We start from the raw sequence: 24896 nt of genomic DNA, 5'->3' as shown, positions 1-24896 counted from the left end.
CGAATGATTGTTTTCTGAAACTAAATTGTGTAAAGGTTATGCTGTCATATTTAAAGCGATTGTAAGCTAATGTATGTAATAAATGAGATAATTTACAGTGAGCTAAAAATCAGCCAGGCGATAATGACCCGGCTGACAGTTTTAGTCTTTAGCTGTTGCATTTTGTTTATGAAACAGTTCACGGAACACCGGATAAATATCATCCTGGTCGCGGATATGCTGCATCGCAAAATTGTCGAAAGTAGATTGCAGATGTTCATATTCTCGCCACAGTGTCTGATGAGCGCGACGGGTAATTTCGATATAGCTGTAATAACGAACAACGGGCAATAATTTTTTCGCCAGGATTTCATGGCAAAGTGGAGAGTCATCGGCCCAGTTATCGCCGTCCGATGCTTGTGCCGCGTAAATATTCCATTGCGCCGGGTTATAACGCTCTTTCACCACCTCATCCATCAGTTTCAGGGCGCTGGAAACAATGGTACCGCCAGTTTCCTGTGAGTAGAAAAACTCATGTTCATCGACTTCTTTCGCCTGGGTATGGTGCCGGATGTAAACGACTTCCACGTTCTTATACGTTCTGCTAAGGAACAGATACAGCAGAATATAAAAACGCTTAGCCATATCTTTAGTGGACTGATCCATTGAACCCGAAACGTCCATCAGGCAAAACATCACTGCCTGGCTGGAGGGATCGGGTCGTTTTTCGTAGTTCTTGTATCGTAAATCGAAGGTGTCAATAAAAGGGACGCGTTCAATTTTGGCACGTAATTCTGCAATTTCTTTGCGCAGACGTTCCTCTTCCAGCAGTTGCGCAGGCTCACTGTTGCTGATGATGGCCAAATTCTCTTCCAGCGCATGAAGTTCCCGCCGCTTGCCCGCCGTCATGGCTGTGCGTCGCGCCAGTGAGTTCTGCAATGAACGCACAACGCTGATATTGGCAGGAACGCCGTTAGCGGTATAACCCGCCCGATGCGTTTTATATTCGGTCAGCTGGCGTTGTTGGTTTTGTTTCAGATTCGGTAAGGCCAAATCTTCAAAGAGCAGATCAAGATACTCATCTTTCGAAATCTGAAAGACAAATTCATCCTGACCTTCACCATCCTGGCTGGCCTGGCCCTGACCACTGCCGGAACCACCGCCGCCGCCCTGGGGGCGTTCAATGCGGTCGTTCTGGACGAAATGGTCATTGCCCGGATGAACGCGGTGGCGCAGGCCGCCACGTCCCTGATGAAACATCGGTTCGCTAATATCTTCCGTTGGAATGGATACGGACTCGCCGCTGTCGACGTCAGTCACCGAACGCTTATTAATGGCCTCGGAGATCGACTGTTTAATTTGCGCTTTATAACGGCGTAAAAAACGCTGGCGATTCACCATGCTTTTGTTTTTGCCGTTCAGACGCCGGTCAATAAACCAGGTCATATGCCCCCCGTACTACATTTGCCAACTGTTTGCTACGCCTGTGTTGCCGCTTCTCTGGCCCACGGTTCGCTGTCGTTGTAGGCCCGGTAGCATGCGTACCGGGCCATGGTTGTTAAGACGATTTACGTACGCGCAAATACCATTCGCACAGTAAACGCACCTGTTTACGGGTGTAGCCTTTTTCCATCATACGGTCGACAAAATCGTCGTGTTTCTTCTGCTCGTCGGTTGACGTTTTGGCGTTAAACGAAATAACTGGCAACAGCTCCTCGGTATTAGAGAACATTTTCTTCTCAATAACCGTGCGCAGTTTTTCATAGCTGGTCCAGTTCGGATTGCGTCCGCTGTTATTCGCTCTGGCGCGCAGTACGAAGTTGACAATCTCGTTGCGGAAATCTTTTGGATTACTGATCCCCGCCGGTTTCTCAATTTTCTCCAGCTCAGCGTTGAGAGATTCGCGGTCAAATAGCTGCCCGGTATCCGGGTCGCGATACTCCTGATCCTGAATCCAGAAATCTGCATACGTGACATAACGGTCAAAAATGTTTTGTCCATATTCAGAATAGGATTCAAGATACGCAGTCTGAATCTCTTTACCGATAAACTCAGCATATTTCGGAATCAAGTAACCTTTCAGGAACTCGAGATAACGCTCAGCCTGCTCCTGAGGGAACTGCTCGCGCTCGATCTGCTGTTCCAGGACGTAGAACAGATGGACCGGGTTTGCCGCCACTTCTACATGATCGAAGTTGAACACGCGAGAGAGGATCTTAAACGCAAAACGCGTGGACAGACCGTTCATCCCTTCATCAACGCCTGCGTAGTCACGATATTCCTGATACGACTTGGCTTTCGGATCGGTGTCTTTCAGACTTTCGCCATCATAAACCCGCATCTTCGAATAAATGCTGGAGTTTTCCGGCTCTTTCAGACGCGAAAGAATGGAAAAACGAGACAGCGTTTCCAGCGTGCCAGGTGCGCAGGGGGCGTGAGTCAGTTCACTGTGATTAAGCAATTTCTCGTAGATTTTGATCTCTTCGGAAATACGCAAGCAATATGGCACCTTCACGATATAAACACGATCGAGGAAGGCTTCGTTGTTCTTGTTATTACGGAAAGTGACCCATTCGGATTCGTTCGAATGGGCGAGAATAATCCCGTTAAACGGCAAGGCGGAGATACCTTCCGTCCCGTTGTAGTTACCTTCCTGAGTGGCGGTTAACAGGGGATGCAGCACTTTAATCGGTGCTTTAAACATCTCGACAAACTCCATGATCCCCTGGTTGGCGCGGCATAGTGCACCGGAATATCCGTAGGCGTCTGGATCGTTCTGCGCGTAGTGTTCGAGTTTACGGATATCGACTTTCCCTACCAGCGCTGAGATGTCCTGGTTGTTCTCATCGCCAGGTTCCGTTTTGGCGATAGCAATTTGTTGCAGAATTGACGGCCAGACCTTTACCACCCGGAACTTAGTAATATCGCCACCAAATTCATGCAGGCGTTTTGCTGCCCACGGCGACATGATGGTGCCAAGATAGCGTCGAGGAATGCCATACTCTTTTTCCAGAATCTGCGCATCTTCTTGCGGATTGAAAAGACAGAACGGATGATCGTTGACCGGGCTCCGCTCACCGTTAGCGCTTAATACATAGATCGGCACGAGCTGCATTAATGATTTCAGTCGCTCAGCAAGCGATGATTTACCCCCACCCACAGGCCCCAGCAGATACAGGATTTGTTTCTTCTCCTCCAGCCCCTGAGCCGCGTGTTTCAGATAAGAGACAATCTGTTCAATCGCGTCTTCCATGCCGTAAAACTCTTCAAAGGCCGGGTAACGTGCAATGACCCGGTTAGAAAAGAGTCGAGAAAGTCTGGGTTCCTGGGCTGTATCGACCATGACAGGCTCACCGATAGCCATCAATAGCCGCTCAGCCGCGTTGGCATAAGCACTGCGATCTTGCCGACAAGTGGTAAGAAACTCCTGCAGTGTGAACTCTTCGTCCTTGGCAGCTTCATATCGCTGGCGATAGTGATCGAATATATTCATGGTATGCCGTCCTTTCGTTTTTTAGCACAGGTTAAGAGCCGTTCATATGAATAGTAGAGGCTCCCGGAAGAGGTAAACTGAACGACGTCTCTTGCTAAAACACAGCAACTCTCATGCCATTTTATCGACGATGAGAACAACGTGCCCGGTGATACACCTTCAAAATTAAGCGTAGATGGCAAATGGAAAACTTGCCTGCACGGCTTTCTTAATTTCAATGGCATATCAACAACTCATCCATAAAATTTGCATAATTAATGTAAAGACCAGGGTCGCCAGTAACGCGTAATTCATTTGGCTGTAAGCGTGGTGTCATCTGCGTCAGGAAAATTAAACAGTTACTTTAAAAAATGAAAACGTAAAAAGGTTGGGTTTCGATGTATTGACGGGTAAACTTTGTCGCCCGCTAAACATTTGTTTAAGGAATGATTAATTGTGACCAAACTCAAACTTCTGGCACTTGGAGTGCTTATCGCAACGTCTGCAGGCGTAGCGCACGCTGAAGGTAAATTTTCCCTGGGCGCAGGCGTAGGTGTCGTTGAACACCCATATAAAGATTACGATACCGATGTTTACCCAGTACCGGTAATCAACTATGAAGGCGATAACTTCTGGTTCCGTGGCTTAGGTGGTGGTTACTACCTGTGGAATGACGCAACGGATAAACTTTCAATTACCGCTTACTGGTCGCCGCTTTACTTCAAAGCTAAAGACAGTGGCGATCACCAAATGCGTCACCTGGATGACCGTAAGAGCACCATGATGGCTGGTCTGTCTTATGCTCACTTTACCCAGTACGGTTACCTGCGTACCACCCTGGCTGGCGATACCCTGGATAACAGCAACGGCATCGTCTGGGATATGGCCTGGTTGTATCGTTACACCAACGGTGGCCTGACCGTGACTCCGGGTATTGGTGTGCAGTGGAACAGCGAAAACCAGAACGAATACTATTATGGCGTATCGCGCAAAGAGTCTGCGCGCAGCGGTCTGCGTGGCTATAACCCGAACGACAGCTGGAGCCCTTACCTGGAGCTAAGTGCCAGCTACAACTTCCTCGGTGACTGGAGTGTTTACGGTACCGCGCGCTACACCCGTCTGTCTGATGAAGTTACTGACAGCCCAATGGTGGATAAATCCTGGACTGGCCTGATTTCTACCGGGATCACCTACAAATTCTGATAATGCATCTTTCCAGGGCATTTTGTGCATAAAAACAGGGCGTAACGCCCTGTTTTGCATTACGGTGGTGCAATACCTGGGAGGAAACAATGCAACAAAAAATGATTCAATTTAGTGGCGATGTCGCACTGCCAGCCATAGGGCAGGGAACATGGTATATGGGCGAAGATGCCAGTCAGCGTAAAACAGAAGTTGCTGCACTACGCGCGGGCATTGAACTCGGTTTAACCCTCATTGATACCGCCGAAATGTATGCCGATGGCGGTGCCGAAAAAGTGGTTGGGGAAGCATTAATCGGTCTGCGTGAGAACGTCTTTCTCGTCTCTAAAGTCTATCCGTGGAATGCTGGCGGGCAAAAAGCGATAAATGCATGCGAAGCCAGTTTACGCCGTCTCAATACTGATTATCTCGATCTCTACTTATTACACTGGTCTGGCAGTTTCGCTCTCGAAGAGACTGTCGCAGCGATGGAAAAATTGATCGCCCAGGGAAAAATCCGCCGCTGGGGCGTTTCTAACCTTGATTATGTCGATATGCAGGAACTCTGGCAGCTGCCGGGGGGAAATCAGTGTGCCACTAATCAGGTGCTTTACCATCTCGGTTCACGAGGGATTGAGTACGATTTACTTCCCTGGTGCCAGAAACAGCAGATGCCGGTGATGGCTTACAGTCCATTAGCCCAGGCCGGGCGGTTGCGCAATGGACTGTTAAAAAATGCGGTAGTCAACGAAATTGCACATGCTCACAATATCAGTGCGGCACAAGTATTGTTGGCGTGGGTAATCAGCCATCAGGGTGTGATGGCGATTCCAAAAGCGGCAACTGTCGCACATGTCCAACAAAATGCGGCTGTGCTTGAGGTTGAACTTTCGTCAGCGGAATTAGTTATGCTGGATAAAGCGTATCCGGCACCAAAAGGAAAAACTGCGCTGGATATGGTGTGATGTTGATACGTGCCGGATGCATCGCACCCGGCACACAATATTAACGCAAATTAACGTTTCGCAACGCGAATGGATTGCGCCAGATGTGCAGGTTTCTCTTTGGTGACTTTTTGCGTTTCTGAAGCGTATGCCGTTTCTACACAAACAAAGGTCTTGTAGCCATCATCCGGCATATCGCCCATGCTAACTGAAAGCGCCGGTCCTGGGTTCCAGCCTACAACGTTCAGATGATGCTGGTGGCCTACGGCGATAATACGATTCAGCGCTTCGTCATTAATTACGCTGCAATCTTGCGGATTCAGATACACGCGATCGGTACGGTCAGGGAAGGTCTGAATACCGTCGGTCAGTACATCTTCTTTCGCGTCATTTACTTTATCAATGAAGCGATCGCCTAGTCCACTGACGCTTACCTTAGCGATATCACCCACGTTAAAGTAGGTATGCAGAGCAGAGGTAGTTTCAAATTCGCCGTGTGCTTCAAGATCGATTTCACAGGTTTTACCCACGTGGAAATGCGCTAACAGCGTAAAGTCGTGCGGCCAGAATTTTTTCGTCTCTTCGCTTTGTGTCAATTCAAAAGTCAGCGCTACACCATCAGCATCTTCACGATGTGATTTCAGCGTCCACGGCAGGTTGCGGGCAAAACCGTGCGCAGGCAGACCTTGTTGTGCAGCCGGACCAAACCACGGCCAGCAAACCGGTATGCCACCGCGAATGGCGACGCCATTTTTGAACGGTGTGTTGTTACTCAACCACAGAACTTCTTCTTCACCCGCAGGTTTCCACGAGAGAAGGTGTGCGCCCTGTAATGCAAAAGAGGCTTTTACCTGGGGATGATCGACCACAATGAGGTCCAGTTCATCCAGTTTACGACGGGAGAGGACAGGGGAGATTTGTTCGATGACCGGAAGGGCAAAAATTTTCTTAATCATGACGCAGTCCTTTAACTTCATTTTATCAGGTAAAAAAAAGAGCGACCGAAGTCGCTCTTTTTAGATCACAGAGTCATCTCAACTTATTTGGAGATGTGAGCGATCAGGTCCAGAACTTTGTTGGAGTAACCGGTTTCGTTGTCGTACCAGGATACCAGTTTCACGAAGTTGTCGTTCAGAGCGATACCCGCTTTAGCATCGAACACGGAAGTGCAAACTTCGCCGTTGAAATCGGTAGATACTACGTCATCTTCGGTGTAGCCCAGAACGCCTTTCATTTCGCCTTCAGCAGCAGCTTTAACGGCAGCTTTGATCTGCTCGTAAGTTGCAGCTTTTTCCAGACGAACGGTCAGGTCAACTACGGATACGTTCGGGGTCGGAACGCGGAACGCCATACCAGTCAGTTTGCCATTCAGTTCTGGCAGTACTTTACCTACAGCTTTAGCAGCACCGGTAGAGGACGGGATGATGTTCTGGGAAGCACCACGGCCGCCGCGCCAGTCTTTGTGAGACGGGCCGTCAACGGTTTTCTGAGTAGCGGTAGTAGCGTGAACGGTGGTCATCAGACCTTCGATGATGCCGAAGTTATCATTGATAACTTTAGCCAGCGGAGCCAGGCAGTTGGTGGTGCAGGAAGCGTTAGAAACGATGTCCTGACCAGCATATTTGTCGAAGTTAGCGCCTTTAACGAACATCGGAGTGTTGTCTTTAGACGGACCAGTCATAACCACTTTTTTCGCACCAGCGGTGATGTGTTTACGAGCAGTTTCGTCAGTCAGGAACAGACCAGTTGCTTCAGCGACAACGTCAACACCAACTTCGTCCCATTTCAGGTTAGCCGGATCACGTTCAGCGGTAACACGGATTTTTTTACCGTTAACGATCAGATGACCGTCTTTCACTTCAACGGTACCGTCGAAACGGCCGTGAGTGGAGTCATATTTCAGCATGTATGCCATGTAATCAGCGTCTAACAGGTCGTTGATTGCAACGATCTCGATGTCAGAACGTTTCTGAGCAGCACGGAAAACAATGCGACCGATACGGCCAAAACCGTTGATACCTACTTTGATAGTCATATATTCCACCAGCTATTTGTTAGTGAATAAAAGGTTGCCTGTAAAATTACAAAAACCTTACGCAGCGTCAAGCGGAATCGTGTCAATCATTGCGACAAATCAATCCTGTGCCTAAGCATTACGCGACTGACTCGCCTCACTCTTCCTTTGGGCTTGAGACCACATGGGGTCGGCGCCCCGAATTTTAAAGGGCAATTACGATAAAAATGTGATTTTCATCACGATTTAGGTGCAGCCATTTCGTCGAGATCAAGTTTAGGACAAAATTTTGCCAGTTGGTGTTAATGTTTTGTTAGAATCAGTCGCGTAATGTGAGCACGATTAAAGTGAGATGTGAGCAAATGGCTAATAAACCTTCGGCAGAAGAACTGAAAAAAAATTTGTCCGAGATGCAGTTCTACGTGACGCAGAATCATGGGACAGAGCCGCCATTTACGGGTCGTTTACTGCATAACAAGCGTGACGGCGTATATCACTGTTTGATCTGCGATGCCCCGCTGTTTCATTCCCAAACCAAGTATGATTCCGGCTGTGGCTGGCCCAGTTTCTACGAACCGGTGAGTGAAGAATCCATTCGTTATATCAAAGACTTGTCACATGGAATGCAGCGCATAGAAATTCGTTGCGGTAACTGTGATGCCCATCTGGGGCATGTCTTCCCCGACGGGCCGCAGCCAACGGGTGAACGTTATTGTGTTAACTCAGCCTCTTTACGCTTTACCGATGGCGAAAACGGCGAAGAAATCAACGGTTGAAAAAACGATTCAGCAACTTATTCCACAGGAGCGGAAAAATTATGAATCTTGATGACATTATCAACAGCATGACGCCTGAGGTATACCAGCGTTTGTCGACTGCTGTTGAACTGGGAAAATGGCCCGATGGCGTTGCGCTGACCGAGGAACAAAAAGAGAACTGCCTACAGCTGGTGATGCTGTGGCAAGCCCGCCATAATACCGAAGCTCAGCATATGACAATTGACACACATGGTCAGATGGTCATGAAGAGCAAACAGCAGTTAAAAGAAGATTTTGGTATCTCAGCAAAGCCTATTGCCATGTTTAAATGATTGAATTATTCAGCTTTTTGAGTCTGTTATTAAGTGCGAACAAAAATACTTGTTTGACGTCTTGATTGTTCGATTTAGCGGTTGATAGGTTAAATGCAACACTAACGAGTATAATCTGGCCTACAATGTCATTGAGGAAATGTAGGCCAGAGATGAATCCAACTAATATTACTCCTGCGTCTCTTCCCAGTCTGCCAGCGTATATAGCGTTGCCCCAGCTGCTGACATCTCCATAAACGCGTGCGCACTGTCCTGTGGCTGGATATTCACGCCACGACAACCATCGGTAATCACATTAACCTTATAACCTAACTGTAACGCGTCCAGCACGGTAAACTTCACGCAATAGTCAGTAGCCAGGCCCATAATGATCAATTCATCGATTTCATGATCGCGTAACCAGTCATCGAGCGTGGTTTTCTGCCGACGGCCGTTATCAAAAAAGGCACTGTAACTGTCAACTAAAGGATTTTCGCCTTTATGGAACACCGCTGCGATCGCTTTTTGGTTCAGTAACGGATGTAATTGTGCGCCTTCACTGTTCTGCACACAGTGATCTGGCCAGAAGGTTTGTGGCAAACCGTCGAGTTGGCCTGGCGTATAAGGCTCTACACCGTGCTGACTGGCAAAACTGCCGTGATTCGCCGGGTGCCAGTCTTGACTGGCGATAACCGCTTCACCGCGCGACTGGCACCAGTCAATCAGGCGGTTAGCGACATCCACCGTACTGTCACCTTCCGGCACGGCGAGCGCGCCACCAGCACAGAAATCATTTTGTAAATCGACCAGTAACAGGGCGCGAGGGGGCATTGCAGTCTCCTTAATCATCCGGCGTCAGTTCGCCGCGCAGGTTTTGGCTCATGGCCTTGCGAATGGTTTCAGTATCCAGTTCCTGGCTAAGCAGGTAATGCAGTTTGGTTAGCGTGGCTTCTACAGTCATATCTGCACCGCCAATAACGCCGGCATGGGCGAGGGCGTTACCGGTGGCATAACCCCCCATGTTCACTTTACCGGACATACATTGTGTCAGGTTGACTACCACAATTCCGCGATCGCTGGCTTCTTGTAATTCTTGCAGGAAGGCTTTGTTTTGTGGCGCATTACCCACGCCATATGAGCGCAGAATCAATGCTTTCACCGGTTGGCGCAGAAAATTGCGCACGACGTCAGCAGAAATCCCCGGATAAATCGTCACTACGCCAATCGGTTGTGGGGTGATTGGATGAACGATCAATTCCCCTTCACCGTGCGGGGCGGGGGGCGTATTCAAACGACGAATATGGATACCTGCTTCCAGTAACGGAGGAAGGTTTGGAGAGGCAAACGCATCAAAACCATCGGCATGGGCTTTGGTGGTACGGTTGCCACGATAAAGTCGATTATTAAAAAAGAGAGTTACTTCGTTGATAGGATAATTCGCCGCAACGTACAACGCATTCAGCAGATTAATTTGTCCGTCAGAGCGTAACTCAGCCAGCGGGATTTGTGACCCTGTCACAATGACCGGTTTACCGAGATTCTCGAGCATGAACGACAGCGCAGAGGCGGTATACGCCATCGTGTCGGTGCCGTGCAGAATGACAAAACCATCATAGTCGTCATAATGCGCTTTAATATCTTCAGCAATATGCTGCCAGTCTTCTGGCGTCATATCTGAAGAGTCCATCAGCGGCGTATATTCATGAATGGTGAAATCTGGCATCTCCGGGCGATGGAATTCCGGCATCAGCGCCAGTTGGCGTTGTAGATGACCTGACACCGGAATATAACCCTGCTCGGAACGCTGCATCCCGATGGTCCCGCCCGTGTAGGCGACGTAAATTGATTTCTTTTGCATGATATTGATATGAATGATATCGAAAGAGCAAAAGTATATACGTGAGGGGCAGCGAGCGCACCTGGATACTCTGTGGATATGAGAAAAGTCCGGCAGAACGGAGGGATTAGTGTCCCGCCGGAGAAAAGTGGTTAATCCTGCAACGCATAGGTTACGGTGGTGACTACGCGTACCGTTTTATTAATCGCCGTAGGATCATCTTCATCACTGCCACTGGCGAAGATCTGGAACACGCCTTGTGAGGCATCGCTAATTGACCCCACCTGGCTACCTGAGTCCGTTGCAAATTGTAATGCTGCGTTGCGTGCATCTTTGGTGGCGGCGGCAATCATCTCAGCGCGCAGTGCGCCAATACCATTAAAGCGATAGGCGACTTTGCTCTCAGCGATAGCGCCTTCTGTAGCGACTTGCAGTTCGTTTAATTTCGCGACGACTTTTTCGACAGCAGCAACATTATGGGTTTTTATCGTCACTGACCCGTCTGCGTTATAACGTGGCATTGTGGGATCATCTTTCAGATAAAAGGAATCTGTTCGCTTGCTTGTCCATTGGCCCAGGGTTATCTCTTTCTCGTTAATCCCCTGAGCATTGAGTTCGGCAACAATTTTTTTCTGCGCGTCTTCCAGTTTCGGGAACAGTTCGCCGGGAATATTACCCTTAAAGTTAATCGCAATTGTTAATTCTGCCGTATCTGCGCGAACTTCTTTTTCAGAAAGCCCACGCACATTTACATAACGGTTATTGGTTTTTAAATGTTTAACACCATCGCCAACAAAATAACCACAGGCGCTAATCCCCAGTCCGAGGACGATAGCGGCAATTAAAGAGGGGGCCTTATTCACTGATGACTCCATATCAGATGCTAAATGAGCAAGGGAATGTAGTGGAGAGAGGGAGTGAAAGACAGTCCGATTCAGGAGTGTGGCCGACAGCATATCGGCCACATTTTTGCAGGATTTAACGCACGTTGGCGCAGGTCAGGCAAAACGCATAACGGTTTTGTGGGTCGTTAAACGTTGCCAGCTTGTCGCTTTCACTTTTAACGGTAGAGGCTACCGAGGCCAGCGGTGCAGGTAACATGGCCTGGAACGCATCTGGCAACATTGCCCGGACAGAACCAGACATATTGTCCATCACTTTGTCGAAGAAGGTCGGTTCATCAACGTAGTATTCCAGATGCCACTGTTTCACTTTTGCCAGCTCTGCTGCTTTGGCAACCGCATCATCGAAATCCCCGAGACTATCGACCAGCCCGTTAGCTTTTGCATCCTGACCGGTCCAGACGTGGCCCTGGGCGATTTTATCAATCTGCTCCGGCGTCGAATGACGCGCATCAGCAACCAGCGTGATAAAGCGTTTATAGCCATTCTCAATGCTTAACTGCATCATCTGCTGCGCTTCCGGCGGCAGTGCCTTGGTGATAGAAACATCCGCCAGCGGTGAAGTTGAGACGCCATCGGTATGAACACCAATCGAATCCAAACTATTTTCTACGGTAGTGATCACGCCGAAGATACCGATAGAACCGGTCAGGGTGCTGGGGTTAGCCACAATGTAATTAGCTGGCGTGGAAATCCAGTAACCACCAGATGCCGCCATGCCGCCCATCGATACAACCACAGGCTTACCCGCTGCCCTGGCGGCTGCCAGTTCAGCGCGAATCACTTCAGAGGCGGTAACGCTGCCGCCAGGGCTATTAACACGCAGAACAATCGCTTTCACTTTCGGGTCAAGGCGAGCGTCGCGGATTTGTGCCGCAGTGGTATCACCGCCAACATTCCCCTGAGTTTCCTCGCCATCCATAATTGCGCCATTCGCGAAGACGACACCGATGCTGTCACCGGTATCTGCCGGCGTTTTCAATGCGTAATCGTAATAACTGATGGCGCGATAATTTTTATCAGTCTTACTCCAGCCGAACTCTTTGGTCAGCGCTTTTTCGATTTCGGCACTTGATGCCAGTGCATCGACCAGCTTGTTTTCCAGCGCATATTTCGCGGTATCGCCACCGGTTTTGGTTAAACCCTCAAGCAACCCTTGCGCACCAGGGAATACCTGCTGAGCAGGGATCTGCCGGTTAGCGGCAACAGTATTCAGATAGTTTTGCCACAGCTCACCGATCCAGCGGCTGTCAGCTTCGCGGGCTGCCGGTGACATATCATCACGAATAAACGGTTCAACGGCAGATTTATACGTACCCACGCGGAACACATGGGTGGAAACTTTCAGCTTATCCAGTAACGATTTGTAGTACAGACCGTTGGTAGCAAAACCGTGCAGATCCACCACGCCTTGTGGAGATAGCCAAATTTTGTTGGCGAAACTGGCGAGATAATATTGCCCCTGGCTGTAGTTCTCGCCTATGGCATAAACTGGTTTCCCGCTGTCACGAAACTCCTTCAGGGCTTTGCCGATGTACTGCATAGACGGCTGGTCGCCGCCTGCGAAGTTTTTCAGATCCATCACGATACCGGTGATATTGCGGTCGTCCTTCGCCTGGCGAATGGTGTTGACGATATCAAACAGTGAGTTTTCCTGCAGACGATCGGAACTGGCACCAAGCAGCTGGCGGCTTAGCTTACTAAACCGCTGAGAACTGTCGGGTTTATCGACGATTACACCAGATATGTCCAGCAGCAGCGCGCCACGACTGGCCGTTTCTTTCGAATCACCACCACTGACCTGCATCCAGATCCCCACACCAACCAGTACGAGAAAAATAAAGAACAGGTTAAGTACCATTTCACGGACGAAATTCAGCAGACGCCACGTCCATTTAAAAAATCCGGCAATAAATCGCCAAAGGGTTCGCATGTATTCTCCCAACTTAAGGTCACACCTGTCACAGGCGCAATAGATGTGGTTATCGTAATGACCCAACCGGCACTTGTCAGCAGGAATTGCGGACTGTGCTGTAACAAAATCCACTCTCGTGTTAATTTTGTGAATAAATATCATGACAGGAGTTAATCAAATGGATGCACTCGAACTATTGATCAATCGCCGTAGCGCCTCCCGCCTGGCTGAACCTGCGCCAACGGGTGAACAACTGCAAAACATCCTGCGTGCGGGTATGCGTGCCCCGGACCATAAGTCCATGCAACCGTGGCATTTTTTTGTGATTGAAGGGGAAGGACGCGAGCGTTTCAGCGCATTATTGGAACAGGGGGCGATTGCTGCCGGTAGTGATGACAAAGCTATCGACAAAGCGCGTAATGCGCCATTCCGCGCACCGCTCATCATAACGGTGGTAGCAAAATGCGAAGAAAATCAAAAAGTTCCACGCTGGGAACAGGAAATGTCTGCGGGATGTGCGGTCATGGCGATGCAAATGGCAGCAGTTGCCCAGGGGTTTGGCGGCATCTGGCGCAGTGGCGCATTAACTGAAAGTCCGGTAGTGCGTGAAGCATTCGGTTGCCGTGAGCAGGATAAAATTGTCGGTTTTCTCTACCTTGGTACGCCGCAGTTGAAAGCATCTACATCGATAAACGTTCCGGACCCGACGCCGTTTGTGACTTATTTCTGATAATTGTCGCGAAACTGTCTGGATTGTGAGCAAAGGCGCAGGAATTCAGACACTCTCACTTATCACTTCATGGAATGAGGGTTACCATACCCGGATTGCATTGACAGGAGATGTCCATGAGCGAGAACTCGATTCGTTTGACCCAATACAGCCACGGTGCAGGTTGCGGCTGTAAAATTTCCCCAAAAGTGTTGGAAACCATCCTGCACAGTGAGCAGGCGAAGTTTGTTGATCCGAATTTGCTTGTGGGTAATGAAACCCGCGACGATGCGGCGGTGTACGATCTGGGCAATGGCACCAGCGTTATCAGTACCACCGACTTCTTTATGCCGATCGTTGATAATCCTTTCGATTTTGGCCGCATTGCGGCGACTAACGCCATCAGCGATATCTTCGCGATGGGTGGCAAACCGATTATGGCGATTGCGATCCTCGGCTGGCCTATTAACAAACTTTCCCCTGAAATTGCCCGCGAAGTAACCGAAGGTGGACGCTATGCATGCCGTCAGGCGGGTATTGCGCTGGCTGGCGGTCACTCCATCGATGCGCCGGAGCCGATTTTTGGTCTGGCGGTAACGGGGATCGTACCGACCGAGCGGGTGAAGAAAAACAGTACTGCACAAGCCGGATGCAAACTGTTCCTGACGAAACCGCTGGGAATTGGCGTTCTTACTACGGCTGAGAAAAAATCACTGCTGAAACCAGAACATCAGGGACTAGCGACGGAAGTGATGTGCCGGATGAACATCGCAGGCGCGTCCTTTGCCAACATCGAAGGCGTAAAAGCGATGACTGACGTGACTGGTTTTGGTCTGCTGGGGCATTTGAGCGAAATGTGTCAGGGTGCTGGTGTGCAGGCGCGAGTCGACTATGAAGCGATCCCGAAACTGCCGGGGGTTGAAGAGTACATTAAGTTGGGCGCAGTGCCTGGCGGCACCGAACGTAACTTTGCCAGCTATGGGCATCTGATGGGTGAAATGCCGCGTGAAGTGCGCGATCTGCTGTGCGATCCGCAAACTTCTGGCGGTCTGCTGCTGGCGGTCATGCCGGATGCTGAAAATGAGGTCAAAGCTACAGCCGCCGAGTTTGGCATTGAACTGACGGCGATTGGCGAACTGGTGCCAGCGCGCGGCGGTCGTGCCATGGTTGAGATCCGTTAATTCAATGCGGTTGTTTATTGCCGAAAAACCGAGTCTGGCGCGCGCTATTGCTGATGTCCTGCCCAAACCGCACCGGAAAGGCGATGGCTTTATCGAGTGCGGTAATGGCCAGGTGGTGACCTGGTGTATCGGTCACCTGCTTGAGCAGGCGCAGCCAGACGCCTACGACAGTCGCTATGCGCGCTGGAACCTGGCCGATCTCCCCATTGTCCCGGAAAAGTGGCAATTACAGCCACGACCCTCCGTGACCAAACAACTTAACGTCATCAAACGCTTTCTGCATGAAGCCAGCGAAATCGTTCACGCCGGTGACCCGGACCGTGAAGGGCAATTGCTGGTAGATGAAGTGCTGGACTACCTGCAACTGGCACCGGAAAAGCGCCAGCAGGTACAGCGTTGTTTGATAAACGACCTGAACCCGCAGGCGGTTGAGCGGGCGATCGATCGTCTTCGCTCCAATAGCGAGTTTGTACCGCTGTGCGTTTCTGCGCTGGCGCGAGCACGAGCCGACTGGCTGTACGGCATCAATATGACCCGCGCGTACACCATTCTCGGTCGTAATGCGGGTTATCAGGGCGTGCTTTCCGTGGGACGCGTGCAGACGCCCGTGCTCGGGCTGGTGGTGCGCCGCGATGAAGAGATTGAAAACTTCGTGGCGAAAGACTTCTTTGAAGTCAAAGCGCATATCGTGACACCTGCCGATGAGCGGTTTACCGCTATCTGGCAACCGAGCGAAGCGTGTGAACCTTATCAGGATGAAGAAGGGCGCTTGTTACATCGTCCGCTGGCGGAGCATGTGGTCAATCGCATCAGCGGCCAACCGGCTATTGTCACCAGCTATAACGATAAACGGGAATCAGAATCCGCGCCGCTGCCGTTTTCGCTTTCGGCGTTGCAGATTGAAGCGGCAAAACGCTTTGGTCTGAGCGCGCAGAATGTGCTTGATATTTGCCAGAAGTTGTACGAAACGCACAAGCTAATCACTTATCCGCGTTCCGATTGTCGTTATCTGCCAGAAGAGCATTTTGCCGGACGCCACGCGGTGATGAATGCTATCGGCGTCCATGCGCCGGATCTGTTGCCGCAACCAGTGGTCGATCCAGATATACGCAACCGCTGTTGGGATGACAAAAAGGTCGATGCGCACCACGCCATCATCCCGACCGCGAGGAGTTCTGCGATCAACCTGACGGAAAACGAGGCGAAGGTCTATAACCTGATTGCTCGTCAGTATTTGATGCAGTTCTGTCCGGACGCGGTGTTCCGCAAGTGTGTTATCGAACTGGAAATAGCCAAAGGCAAATTTGTCGCTAAAGCCCGTTTTCTAGCTGAAGCAGGCTGGCGCACGCTGTTAGGCAGCAAAGAGCGCGATGAAGAAAACGACGGCACGCCACTGCCTGTGGTGGCGAAAGGCGATGAGTTGCTGTGTGAAAAAGGTGAGGTGGTAGAGCGACAAACGCAGCCGCCGCGCCATTTTACCGATGCAACACTGCTTTCGGCGATGACCGGGATCGCGCGCTTTGTGCAGGACAAAGATCTGAAAAAGATCCTTCGTGCCACCGATGGTCTGGGGACAGAAGCAACCCGTGCCGGTATTATTGAACTGTTGTTCAAGCGTGGCTTTCTGACCAAAAAAGGGCGCTATATCCACTCCACCGACGCCGGAAAAGCGTTATTCCATTCACTGCCAGAAATGGCTACGCGACCGGACATGACCGCGCACTGGGAATCGGTGCTGACGCAAATCAGCGAAAAGCAGTGCCGCTATCAGGACTTTATGCAACCGTTGGTGGGGACGCTGTATCAGCTAATTGATCAAGCCAAACGTACGCCGGTGCGGCAGTTTCGCGGCATAGTGGCTCCAGATGGCGGAGAAGGAAATAAAAAGACTTCATCACGTAAGCGAGCAGCGAAAAAAAGCCCGCCAGCAGCAGAGGCGGGCAGTGGAGTGATAATGTAATGCTCTGATGCAGTCAGTTTTCGTAGGCCAGATAAGGCGTTCACGCCGCATCTGGCATAAACGCCTGAAACGGCGCTAATGACTTAAATCACACCCTGCGCCAGCATCGCATCGGCAACCTTCACAAAACCGGCAATGTTCGCGCCCTGCACGTAGTTGGTTTGCTCACCTTCACCACCATGCTCAACACAGGCATGGTGGATATCCAGCATGATGTGATGCAAACGTGCGTCAACTTTCTCGGCTTTCCAGCCCAGGCGCGCAGCGTTTTGCGCCATTTCCAGGCCGGATGTAGCTACGCCACCAGCATTAGCCGCTTTACCCGGTGCAAACAGTACGCCTGCCTGCTGGAACAGTTCAGTCGCTTCGATGGTGGTCGGCATATTTGCCCCTTCGGCGACGGCTTTAACGCCATTGGCGATAAGCTGATGCGCGGCGTCTACATCCAGTTCGTTCTGGGTGGCGCAAGGCAGGGCGATATCAACCGGTACAGACCACGGCTGTTGGCCTTCGAGATAGACCAGGCCAAATTCTTTGGCGTAATCTGCCACTCGACCATCGCGGCTGGCTTTGATTTCGATAAGACGTGCCAGTTTCTCTTTAGTGAATCCGCTTTCATCAACGACAGTGCCACTGGAGTCTGACGCAGTAATCACACGGGCACCAAATTCCATCGCTTTTTCGATAGCGTACTGGGCGACGTTGCCGGAGCCAGAAACGGAAACGCGCATCCCTTCAAAACCCATACCGTGGCGTTTTAGCATTGCTTCTGTGAAATAAACCAGACCGTAGCCGGTTGCTTCCGGGCGAATAAGACTGCCGCCAAAAGAAAGCCCCTTACCGGTGAAGACGCAGGCGGTATTGTTGGAGAGCTTTTTCATCATCCCCGCCATAAAGCCGACTTCACGACCACCAACGCCGATATCGCCCGCCGGAACGTCGGTATCTGCGCCCAGGTGGCGATACAGTTCAGTCATTAGCGCCTGGCAGAACCGCATCACTTCGCCTTCGCTTTTCCCTTTCGGGTCGAAATCGCTGCCGCCTTTACCACCGCCCATCGGCAGAGTTGTCAGGGCATTTTTGAAGGTTTGTTCAAAGCCGAGGAATTTGAGAATGGAGAGATTTACCGATGGATGGAAGCGCATACCACCTTTGTACGGGCCGATGGCGGAGCTGAACTGTACGCGCCATGCACGGTTGACCTGCACCTGGTTGCGATCGTCAACCCATACCACGCGAAACTGGATCACGCGCTCCGGCTCAACCAAGCGCTCCAGTAATGACATTTGGCGATATTTTGGATTTTGTTCAAGAAAAGGCCAGAGTGTGGTCATTACTTCACGAACGGCTTGCGCGAACTCGGTTTGATTCGGGTCGCGCTTTTGGACATGGTTGAGGAATGACTCCAGAGAATATGTCTGATCCATAGATATAAAACCCTTATATATTAATACGATTATGCTTATGTTGTTTATGTCATGTGCTTTTGCAGTTTTCGACTATACCATCAAGAATGTGACGGTAAGCAAGAAAAAAATGACTCACGAAAGCAAATTAATAACGGGAGAAATCTCATAACCAAAAGCGATAACTCAGACGCTAAAATTTTGCCGCCAGGCTACCGTTATCAGTAGCAGAGACAAAAACGTTAAGGAGTTCCCTGTGAGTCGAGCATTGTTCGCCCTAGCATTGGCATTTCCATTCATTGCACTGGCTAACCCGCATTATCGTCCGGACGTGGAGGTGAACGTACCGCCAGAAGTGTTCAGTTCAGGCGGGCAGTCAGCGCAGCCCTGTACTCAGTGCTGCGTTTATCAGGATAAAAATTATTCTGAAGGGGCGGTAATTAAAGCCGAAGGAATACTCCTGCAATGCCAGCGGGATGACAAAACCCTTAGCACTAATCCGCTGGTCTGGCGGCGCGTAAAGCCATAAACGCCTCTAATAGTGGAATGTCAGCAGGGGCCAGCGGATATTGCAGCGCCTCTTCAGGTGAGCACCAGACTAGCGCCTGATGTTCATGTGCCTGTAACGTCCCGTGGAAGTCGGGTACGTGCCAGGCATGAAGATGGATAATCCGCCCCGACACTTCTCGCTGATGGCTGGCAACATACTCACCCACAGTTGCTTCGATGCCCAATTCTTCGCGTAACTCACGCACCAGCGCCTGCCGCTGGCTTTCATCCGGCTCGACTTTACCACCGGCAAACTCCCATAATCCCGCCTGATCGCTATGGGCGGGGCGTTGAGCGAGTAAAATTTTGCCATCACGTTCGATGATGGCGGCAACAACTTCAATCATATTCATAAATTACACACGGGCAGATAAGCGAAAAATGCCATAATATCCGCACTGTTGCTCAATCAGAAAGGCTTTATATTTAAGGAGTGCCTGTGTTAGACCGCCATCTTCATCCCCGAATTAAACCTTTGTTGCATCAGTGTGTGAAGGTGCTGGATAAACCCGGCATTACGCCAGATGGTTTAACATTAGTGGGATTTGCCATCGGCGTGCTGGCACTGCCGTTTCTGGCGCTGGGCTGGTATCTGGCGGCGCTAATCGTCATTTTGTTGAACAGGCTGCTTGATGGTCTGGACGGCGCGTTGGCGCGGCGAAGAGGACTTACCGACGCGGGTGGCTTTCTCGATATTTCTCTCGATTTTCTTTTTTACGCACTGGTGCCTTTTGGGTTTATCCTCGCCGCACCGGAGCAAAACGCGCTGGCAGGCGGCTGGCTGCTGTTTGCGTTTATCGGCACGGGCAGCAGTTTTCTCGCTTTTGCTGCGCTGGCGGCGAAACATCAGATTGATAATCCCGGTTATGCGCATAAATCGTTTTATTATCTGGGCGGGTTAACCGAAGGCAGCGAGACGATTTTGCTGTTTGTTCTGAGTTGTCTCTTGCCGGCTTATTTTCCGTGGTTTGCGTGGATATTTGGCGCGCTGTGCTGGATGACGACCTTTACGCGGGTGTGGAGTGGATATCTGACGCTGAAGTCGCTCCAGCGTCAGTAGTTGCAATGTTATTTGCTGCTGTCCGGGCCGCGCTCACCGGTTGCTACGGGATTTTTCGGATCGCTGCTCCATTCATACCAGCCGCCATCATATACGGAGACGTTATTCCAGCCCATTGCTCGTGCGTACATAAAGGTTTCGGACGCGCGCCAGCCGGTGCCGCAGTAGAATGAAACTTGCTGATCTGGTTTGATATTCCATGCTTTCCACATAGCGGCAATATCATCGGCGCTACGCATGGTGCCATCCGGGTTATGGAAATCCTCCATATGCGTCGAGTCGCTACCAGCGTGTCCCCAACGGGCTCCGGCTATTTCACCTTTTGGCTTAATATAGCTGTAACCACTGGTCGTACCGATAAATTCTGGCCACGAACGAATGCTCACCAGCGATGCATCCTGGCGATGCAGCAGCCCACGGGCCTGTTCCATATCAAGCATCAACTGCGGTTGCGCCGGGATCTTCACGCCGAAATCCGGTTCAGCTTTCACTTTCGGTGGCGTTCCGCGCTCAACAGGCAGTCCCGCGTCGGACCAGGTTTGCCAGCCGCCGTCCAGCAGGCGCACATCTTTCACCCCTGCATAGAGCATAATCTGTGCTACACGCGCTGCTGCGTATACATCACGACCATATAGAATCACCGTGGTGTCATGACGAATGCCATGTTTTGCCAGCATCGCTTTCAGTTGTTCATCAGAGACTTTATTCCACAGCGGTTCGCTTTCCACTTCATTGGTATCGATGTAATCCGCGCCAGGAATATGGCTGATAAGGTAAAGCTTAGGAGCGCCCCAGGCCGCTTCAATGACTTTCCAGTCACCGGCAGGTTTCGCCGTAACCTCTTTACCCTGTTGCAGGTCATGCAGCCATTGCGGATAAACCAGCTGCTCAAAGTGCGGCAGTTTTTGCAGACGGGAAGGTTCGCTTAGCGCGTCACTCAGGATGGAGATATGCGTAAAACCTGCTTTTTGCAGTCGCGTTTTGACGGCGTCGACATCTTTGTCATTACCGTACAGCGCCACCGGAGCATCGGTTTTCAGGTTATGTAGCTTGATCCACGCGTTGAGCTGTTCGGTGCTCATTTTGTCGAGCCAGCTAGCAGAGAGATTTAAGGCGGCAGGTTCATGACCAGAAGGGCCATTTAAGGTTTGTGGCCAGCCGTTATAAAACGCGCTGGGGCGAGTATCTATCGCTTTGCCATTTTGTTGTTGAAGCTGGTCAAGAGTAAGAGGCTTCGCCAGTTCAGCGGCCCACGAAGAAGCGCAAGCCAGCCCTAAAGCCATTGCCAGCGCGGTCATTTGAGAAACACGTTTCATCGAAAATCCCGACATTGTAGTTTTGAGTGCGCCATTCTGAACTGACGCATTGGGAAAAACTTTGCGTTATCGCAGTTTGTTGTAATTTTCTGACCACTGCGCCATATCCAGAACAGAACTATCAGGAGGAACATCCTGGATATCGTGCGTTACCTGAACGACGGGGATCGCCAGTTCGCGAACTTCGCTGAACACCCACTGGCGAAAATTATCGCGCAGAGCCACATCAAGACGGCTGAACGGCTCATCCAGTAGCAACGCTTTTGGCTGAGCGAGAAGTGCGCGAAGCAGAGCAACGCGCGCTCGCTGACCGCCCGATAATGTCGCCGGATCCTGATGAAAAGTTCCGCCAAGCCCTGTCCGTTCAAGCGCATCATTTACTGCATTGTGCCTTGCAACCCCTTTCAGTGTCGCCGGTAGCGCCAGCAGTAAATTTTGCCCGACGCTGAACTGGTCAAATAACAGTGCATCCTGGAAAAGAATGCCAATCTGACGCTGTGCGGTGGGTAGCATGTCAATCCGTTGCTCATTAAGCCATAGCTCCCCTGTACAAGAAAACTGTCCTGCCAGCGCACCAATCATCCATGAAAACAGAGAAGATTTACCACAGCCTGAGGGACCCATTAACGTGACAATGTCACCTTTATCCACCGTAAAGTTAACGTTTGTCAGCAAGCGGCTTTCTGGTAAACGTAGCGAAACATTTTTCACGCAGAGCATTAGCGGAGTCCTTGTCTGACATAACCTACCCATTTTGCAAGCAGGGCGGTCAGGGCAAAAATAATAAGCGGTAATAGCAGTTGCCAAAGGGCCTGGGCAGCGAGAATACCGTTACTGCCGCCGCTACTTAACGCTACCGCTTCGGTAGTGAGTGTCGGAAAACGGCCCGCGCCCAACCACAGCGTCGGCATATACTGCGCAATACTGACTGAAAATCCCACCGCGAAGGTAATCAGCGCAGGGCGCAACATGAGTGGGCATTTCACGTAAAAGAAGATTTTGGCCCGCGACCAGCCCAGTGTTTGCGCAATCAAAATTAACCGTGAATCAATGCGCTGCCAGGCGGGTTGCAGGATAAACAGCATCCACGGCATCACCCACAGCAGATGCCCCCAGACCACCGCTGTCCAGCGCCCATCTACGTTCATCCATAGCGCCAGCGTATATTGACCCACTACCAGTGGCAGAGCGGGTAACAATATGGGCAACCATAGCCAGAATTGCCTCCGTAGTGATCCCCATTCCAGCCAGGCCAGTAACAGGATTAAAGCGAGAAACGTCGCGGTAAGTCCCATTGTCAGGCTGTTGATGAGCGCTTCACTATTGATCGTCGACTGATCCGCGAGGATCGCCAGCAGAACCACACACAGCACACCGGTTAAGGGTAAAAAAATCGCCAGTGTATTACCGGGTAATAAAGGCGTGGCGGGCTTACGAACGCCATCTTCCTGGGGGATCGTGCGTCGCCAGGCGCGCCATAACAGATAACCAAGCAAAACGTAGGCGGCGAGTAACAGCATCAGCAGCAGGCTGGCGAGTGCGCCTTTCATCTGTTGATCGGCGTCTCCTTGGGTTAACCACTGCCAGCTAATTACCGCCAGCGTCGGTGGATTACCCGGCCCGAGAATAATTGCCACATCCACGACCGACAACGACCATGCCACAATAGCCAGCATCGCCATTGCCAGTGCAGGCGCGACGGAGGGCAACAACAACCAGTTCAGACATTGCCAGCGGCTGTAGCCCAGCGAATCCAGTACAATAACCTGCTGCAACAGCCGTTTCTCGCTCAATACTGCCGCTAAGATCCACAGCAGAAATGCGCTTTCTTTCACCGCCAGGGTAAGGCCCAGCCCAATACCCAATTTATCCATCGGCGGAGTGAGAAAAGGAAAAACCTGATAAACCAGGCCACCTTCAGCAAACAGCAGCAGAGCACTCGCGGCAAAAGCCACATGGGGAATGGCGAGCAGCCACGGCAGACGGGCGCACATACGCGGCCATTTCGGCCCCGGCCACAGCGCGACTATCACCAGCAGGGCAATAAACAAAGCGCCAACCGCTGCGATGGTTGTCGATACCAGCGTTGCCACTAAGGCCTGCGGTAACTGCGGATCGGCAAATAACGCCTGCCAGTGTGCCAACGACAAAGCAGGCGATATCAGCGTGAGAGCTGCCGGGATCAGCGGTGAATAAATCACCACCACCATCGCCCACAGCAACAAGATTAATGCGTACCGTAACGGCGTAGCCATTCTTGTTCCAGCGCATTTACCCAGCCAGCATGCGGTTCCGCCAGTACCGGCGGCAGATCCTGCGGCATTCTTGATTGCAATATTTCATGCTGCCCGTCAGGCAGTTTTTGCGGATCGAGAACCGATGGATCGCCCCAGACAGCAGGGTCTGCTTTACGTAGCTGTGCATCAGGTGAGAGCAGGAAATTGGCAACCACCTTCGCCGCAGCACTGGCATTCGCGTTAGCAGGAATGGTGACAAAATGCACGTTGCCAATCATCCCCTCGTTAAAACCAAAACTGTAACTGCTTGCCGGCAAATCGCCACTGGCGATTTTTTGCTGGGCATGTGCAGGATTAAAGGTCAGCGACAGGCGCAATGTGCCAGCTTTCAGCAGAGCATCCATCCGCGCGGGCGAAGGTGGGAAATCCTTTCCTTCGCGCCATAAATACGGATGCAGCGCATCAAGATATTGCCACAAGGGCGCAGTGATACGGGCGAAAGTCGCATCGTTCGGCGCTTCTTTTAATGCTGCGGGATCTGGCGTCAGCATAATCAGTAACTGTTCAAGAAATGCGGTGCCAGTAAAGTCTGGCGGGCGCGGATAGGTAACCGTGCCAGGATTGGCTGTAGCAAATTCCAGTAAGGCTTGCGGTGTTTGTGGTGGCTGTGGCGTAACATCGCGGCGGGCGATAAACGTCAGTTGAGCACCGCCCCACGGCGATTCTGCGCCTTCGACAGGTACAGAAAAATCTTCCCGTACCGGCAGTTGTGTATCGACATAACGCCAGTTTGGCAGAGTCTCAGCCCAGCCGGTTTGCAGTAAATTGGCCTCTTTTAAAGTGCGGAAGTTTTCGCCGTTCACCCAGAGCAGATCCACCGAACCGCCTGTCTCGCGCCCGGCTGCGGCTTCGGTCTGAATGCGCTTCACCGCGTCTGCGGCATCCGCCAGGCGGACAATCTTCAGGTTTATATCATAATGGGTTTTCATCTCGCCGCTAACCCAGTCGAGATAGCGGTTAATTGCGGTATCGCCGCCCCAGGCGTTAAACCAGACGGTTTGCCCTTTGGCCTCATTTTTAACTTCCTGCCAGTCACTGGCATGTGTTGCCAGAGAAAACAGCGATAACAATCCCAGCAACCACCCACAATGGCGCATCATCTCT

General features: G+C 51.1%; 23 protein-coding genes. 9 read left to right on the top strand and 14 right to left on the bottom strand.

Going from position 1 to position 24896, the window contains the following annotated elements; translation table 11 throughout:
* Positions 1 to 141: 141 nt before the first annotated feature.
* On the bottom strand, positions 142 to 1425 hold the full coding sequence (locus tag QUF14_RS10755; RefSeq protein WP_000219686.1) for a YeaH/YhbH family protein: 1284 nt from the start codon (positions 1423 to 1425) through the stop codon (positions 142 to 144).
* Positions 1426 to 1537: 112 nt separating this feature from the next.
* On the bottom strand, positions 1538 to 3472 hold the full coding sequence (gene yeaG / locus QUF14_RS10750) for a protein kinase YeaG (protein ID WP_001019882.1): 1935 nt from the start codon (positions 3470 to 3472) through the stop codon (positions 1538 to 1540).
* Positions 3473 to 3907: 435 nt separating this feature from the next.
* Between yeaG and mipA the strand changes: the two genes are divergently transcribed.
* On the top strand, positions 3908 to 4654 hold the full coding sequence (gene mipA, locus QUF14_RS10745) for a scaffolding protein MipA (protein ID WP_000163771.1): 747 nt from the start codon (positions 3908 to 3910) through the stop codon (positions 4652 to 4654).
* Between the two features lie 89 nt (positions 4655 to 4743).
* Positions 4744 to 5598 (top strand): methylglyoxal reductase YeaE, encoded by an 855-nt coding sequence (gene yeaE, locus QUF14_RS10740; RefSeq protein WP_001186330.1) that lies wholly within the window; start codon positions 4744 to 4746, stop codon positions 5596 to 5598.
* A 50-nt stretch (positions 5599 to 5648) separates the two neighbouring features.
* Here yeaE and QUF14_RS10735 read toward each other — a convergent pair whose 3' ends face one another.
* Complete coding sequence (locus QUF14_RS10735) at positions 5649 to 6533, bottom strand: D-hexose-6-phosphate mutarotase (protein ID WP_001296124.1); 885 nt, start codon at positions 6531 to 6533, stop codon at positions 5649 to 5651.
* A gap of 83 nt (positions 6534 to 6616) precedes the next feature.
* Positions 6617 to 7612: a glyceraldehyde-3-phosphate dehydrogenase gene (gapA, locus tag QUF14_RS10730; protein WP_000153502.1), complete on the bottom strand. Its 996-nt coding sequence runs from the start codon at positions 7610 to 7612 to the stop codon at positions 6617 to 6619.
* 341 nt (positions 7613 to 7953) lie between these two features.
* Between gapA and msrB the strand changes: the two genes are divergently transcribed.
* Together msrB and QUF14_RS10720 are read left to right on the top strand one after the other, a co-directional pair.
* Positions 7954 to 8367, top strand: coding sequence for a peptide-methionine (R)-S-oxide reductase MsrB (msrB, locus tag QUF14_RS10725; protein WP_001284618.1), 414 nt, complete (start codon positions 7954 to 7956; stop codon positions 8365 to 8367).
* Between the two features lie 41 nt (positions 8368 to 8408).
* Entirely contained in the window at positions 8409 to 8681 is a 273-nt protein-coding gene (locus QUF14_RS10720) for a YeaC family protein (RefSeq protein WP_001354719.1), read from the top strand.
* Positions 8682 to 8849: 168 nt separating this feature from the next.
* On the opposite strand, the gene pncA is transcribed toward QUF14_RS10720, so the two are convergent.
* From pncA to sppA, 4 genes are all read right to left on the bottom strand, one after another.
* The gene (pncA, locus tag QUF14_RS10715) at positions 8850 to 9491 is read right to left on the bottom strand and encodes a bifunctional nicotinamidase/pyrazinamidase (protein ID WP_001135079.1); all 642 of its coding nucleotides are present in this window, start codon (positions 9489 to 9491) and stop codon (positions 8850 to 8852) included.
* 10 nt (positions 9492 to 9501) lie between these two features.
* Positions 9502 to 10518 carry an asparaginase gene (ansA, locus tag QUF14_RS10710; protein WP_001170162.1) on the bottom strand — a complete coding sequence of 339 codons (1017 nt, stop codon included), beginning with the start codon at positions 10516 to 10518 and terminating at the stop codon, positions 9502 to 9504.
* 131 nt (positions 10519 to 10649) lie between these two features.
* Positions 10650 to 11360: an SIMPL domain-containing protein gene (locus tag QUF14_RS10705; RefSeq protein ID WP_001030438.1), complete on the bottom strand. Its 711-nt coding sequence runs from the start codon at positions 11358 to 11360 to the stop codon at positions 10650 to 10652.
* Positions 11361 to 11475: 115 nt separating this feature from the next.
* Entirely contained in the window at positions 11476 to 13332 is a 1857-nt protein-coding gene (sppA, locus tag QUF14_RS10700; protein ID WP_001259794.1) for a signal peptide peptidase SppA, read from the bottom strand.
* Positions 13333 to 13492: 160 nt separating this feature from the next.
* On the opposite strand from sppA, the gene QUF14_RS10695 reads away from it, so the two are divergent.
* From QUF14_RS10695 to topB, 3 genes are all read left to right on the top strand, one after another.
* On the top strand, positions 13493 to 14044 hold the full coding sequence (locus tag QUF14_RS10695; RefSeq protein WP_000339270.1) for an NAD(P)H nitroreductase: 552 nt from the start codon (positions 13493 to 13495) through the stop codon (positions 14042 to 14044).
* Positions 14045 to 14160: 116 nt separating this feature from the next.
* On the top strand, positions 14161 to 15204 hold the full coding sequence (gene selD / locus QUF14_RS10690; protein ID WP_024212065.1) for a selenide, water dikinase SelD: 1044 nt from the start codon (positions 14161 to 14163) through the stop codon (positions 15202 to 15204).
* A gap of 4 nt (positions 15205 to 15208) precedes the next feature.
* The gene (gene topB / locus QUF14_RS10685; RefSeq protein ID WP_001235791.1) at positions 15209 to 17164 is read left to right on the top strand and encodes a DNA topoisomerase III; all 1956 of its coding nucleotides are present in this window, start codon (positions 15209 to 15211) and stop codon (positions 17162 to 17164) included.
* Positions 17165 to 17247: 83 nt separating this feature from the next.
* On the opposite strand, the gene gdhA is transcribed toward topB, so the two are convergent.
* Entirely contained in the window at positions 17248 to 18591 is a 1344-nt protein-coding gene (gdhA, locus tag QUF14_RS10680) for an NADP-specific glutamate dehydrogenase (protein ID WP_000373043.1), read from the bottom strand.
* Positions 18592 to 18826: 235 nt separating this feature from the next.
* Here gdhA and QUF14_RS10675 point away from each other — a divergent pair, with 235 nt between their 5' ends.
* The gene (locus tag QUF14_RS10675; RefSeq protein ID WP_000085222.1) at positions 18827 to 19099 is read left to right on the top strand and encodes a YnjH family protein; all 273 of its coding nucleotides are present in this window, start codon (positions 18827 to 18829) and stop codon (positions 19097 to 19099) included.
* On the opposite strand, the gene nudG is transcribed toward QUF14_RS10675, so the two are convergent.
* Complete coding sequence (nudG, locus tag QUF14_RS10670; RefSeq protein WP_001055956.1) at positions 19065 to 19472, bottom strand: CTP pyrophosphohydrolase; 408 nt, start codon at positions 19470 to 19472, stop codon at positions 19065 to 19067. The genes QUF14_RS10675 and nudG overlap by 35 nt on opposite strands.
* An 86-nt stretch (positions 19473 to 19558) precedes the next feature.
* On the opposite strand from nudG, the gene QUF14_RS10665 reads away from it, so the two are divergent.
* A complete protein-coding gene (locus QUF14_RS10665) occupies positions 19559 to 20179 on the top strand; it encodes a CDP-alcohol phosphatidyltransferase family protein (RefSeq protein ID WP_024212074.1) in 621 nt (206 codons plus the stop codon).
* A gap of 8 nt (positions 20180 to 20187) precedes the next feature.
* On the opposite strand, the gene ynjE is transcribed toward QUF14_RS10665, so the two are convergent.
* The 4 genes from ynjE to QUF14_RS10645 form a co-directional block, all read right to left on the bottom strand.
* Positions 20188 to 21495, bottom strand: a complete 1308-nt coding sequence (gene ynjE / locus QUF14_RS10660; protein ID WP_024212075.1) for a thiosulfate sulfurtransferase YnjE — start codon at positions 21493 to 21495, stop codon at positions 20188 to 20190.
* Positions 21496 to 21561: 66 nt separating this feature from the next.
* Positions 21562 to 22215 carry an ATP-binding cassette domain-containing protein gene (locus tag QUF14_RS10655; RefSeq protein WP_100733789.1) on the bottom strand — a complete coding sequence of 218 codons (654 nt, stop codon included), beginning with the start codon at positions 22213 to 22215 and terminating at the stop codon, positions 21562 to 21564.
* The gene (locus QUF14_RS10650) at positions 22215 to 23750 is read right to left on the bottom strand and encodes an ABC transporter permease family protein (protein WP_100733788.1); all 1536 of its coding nucleotides are present in this window, start codon (positions 23748 to 23750) and stop codon (positions 22215 to 22217) included. The genes QUF14_RS10655 and QUF14_RS10650 overlap by 1 nt, the downstream gene beginning before the upstream one ends.
* Positions 23723 to 24889, bottom strand: a complete 1167-nt coding sequence (locus tag QUF14_RS10645; protein WP_001215378.1) for an ABC transporter substrate-binding protein — start codon at positions 24887 to 24889, stop codon at positions 23723 to 23725. Before QUF14_RS10645 ends, QUF14_RS10650 begins: the two co-directional genes overlap by 28 nt.
* Positions 24890 to 24896: the final 7 nt, after the last annotated feature.

Source organism: Escherichia sp. HH091_1A, assembly GCF_030295175.1.
GTDB lineage: Bacteria > Pseudomonadota > Gammaproteobacteria > Enterobacterales > Enterobacteriaceae > Escherichia > Escherichia coli_F.
Note: the sequence above shows the minus strand (reverse complement) of the source record. Positions and strands in the feature narration are given on the sequence as shown.

Excerpts from the sequence above, each read along its gene's own strand:
- gapA (WP_000153502.1), bottom strand. The coding sequence starts at position 7,612 with ATGACTATCAAAGTAGGTATCAACGGTTTTGGCCGTATCGGTCGCATT.
- msrB (WP_001284618.1), top strand. The coding sequence starts at position 7,954 with ATGGCTAATAAACCTTCGGCAGAAGAACTGAAAAAAAATTTGTCCGAG.
- gdhA (WP_000373043.1), bottom strand. The coding sequence starts at position 18,591 with ATGGATCAGACATATTCTCTGGAGTCATTCCTCAACCATGTCCAAAAG.
- QUF14_RS10755 (WP_000219686.1), bottom strand. The coding sequence starts at position 1,425 with ATGACCTGGTTTATTGACCGGCGTCTGAACGGCAAAAACAAAAGCATG.
- pncA (WP_001135079.1), bottom strand. The coding sequence starts at position 9,491 with ATGCCCCCTCGCGCCCTGTTACTGGTCGATTTACAAAATGATTTCTGT.
- QUF14_RS10655 (WP_100733789.1), bottom strand. The coding sequence starts at position 22,215 with ATGCTCTGCGTGAAAAATGTTTCGCTACGTTTACCAGAAAGCCGCTTG.
- yeaE (WP_001186330.1), top strand. The coding sequence starts at position 4,744 with ATGCAACAAAAAATGATTCAATTTAGTGGCGATGTCGCACTGCCAGCC.
- QUF14_RS10645 (WP_001215378.1), bottom strand. The coding sequence starts at position 24,889 with ATGCGCCATTGTGGGTGGTTGCTGGGATTGTTATCGCTGTTTTCTCTG.
- QUF14_RS10650 (WP_100733788.1), bottom strand. The coding sequence starts at position 23,750 with ATGGCTACGCCGTTACGGTACGCATTAATCTTGTTGCTGTGGGCGATG.
- ansA (WP_001170162.1), bottom strand. The coding sequence starts at position 10,518 with ATGCAAAAGAAATCAATTTACGTCGCCTACACGGGCGGGACCATCGGG.
- nudG (WP_001055956.1), bottom strand. The coding sequence starts at position 19,472 with ATGAATATGATTGAAGTTGTTGCCGCCATCATCGAACGTGATGGCAAA.
- QUF14_RS10695 (WP_000339270.1), top strand. The coding sequence starts at position 13,493 with ATGGATGCACTCGAACTATTGATCAATCGCCGTAGCGCCTCCCGCCTG.
- QUF14_RS10735 (WP_001296124.1), bottom strand. The coding sequence starts at position 6,533 with ATGATTAAGAAAATTTTTGCCCTTCCGGTCATCGAACAAATCTCCCCT.
- yeaG (WP_001019882.1), bottom strand. The coding sequence starts at position 3,472 with ATGAATATATTCGATCACTATCGCCAGCGATATGAAGCTGCCAAGGAC.
- QUF14_RS10720 (WP_001354719.1), top strand. The coding sequence starts at position 8,409 with ATGAATCTTGATGACATTATCAACAGCATGACGCCTGAGGTATACCAG.
- topB (WP_001235791.1), top strand. The coding sequence starts at position 15,209 with ATGCGGTTGTTTATTGCCGAAAAACCGAGTCTGGCGCGCGCTATTGCT.
- sppA (WP_001259794.1), bottom strand. The coding sequence starts at position 13,332 with ATGCGAACCCTTTGGCGATTTATTGCCGGATTTTTTAAATGGACGTGG.
- selD (WP_024212065.1), top strand. The coding sequence starts at position 14,161 with ATGAGCGAGAACTCGATTCGTTTGACCCAATACAGCCACGGTGCAGGT.
- ynjE (WP_024212075.1), bottom strand. The coding sequence starts at position 21,495 with ATGAAACGTGTTTCTCAAATGACCGCGCTGGCAATGGCTTTAGGGCTG.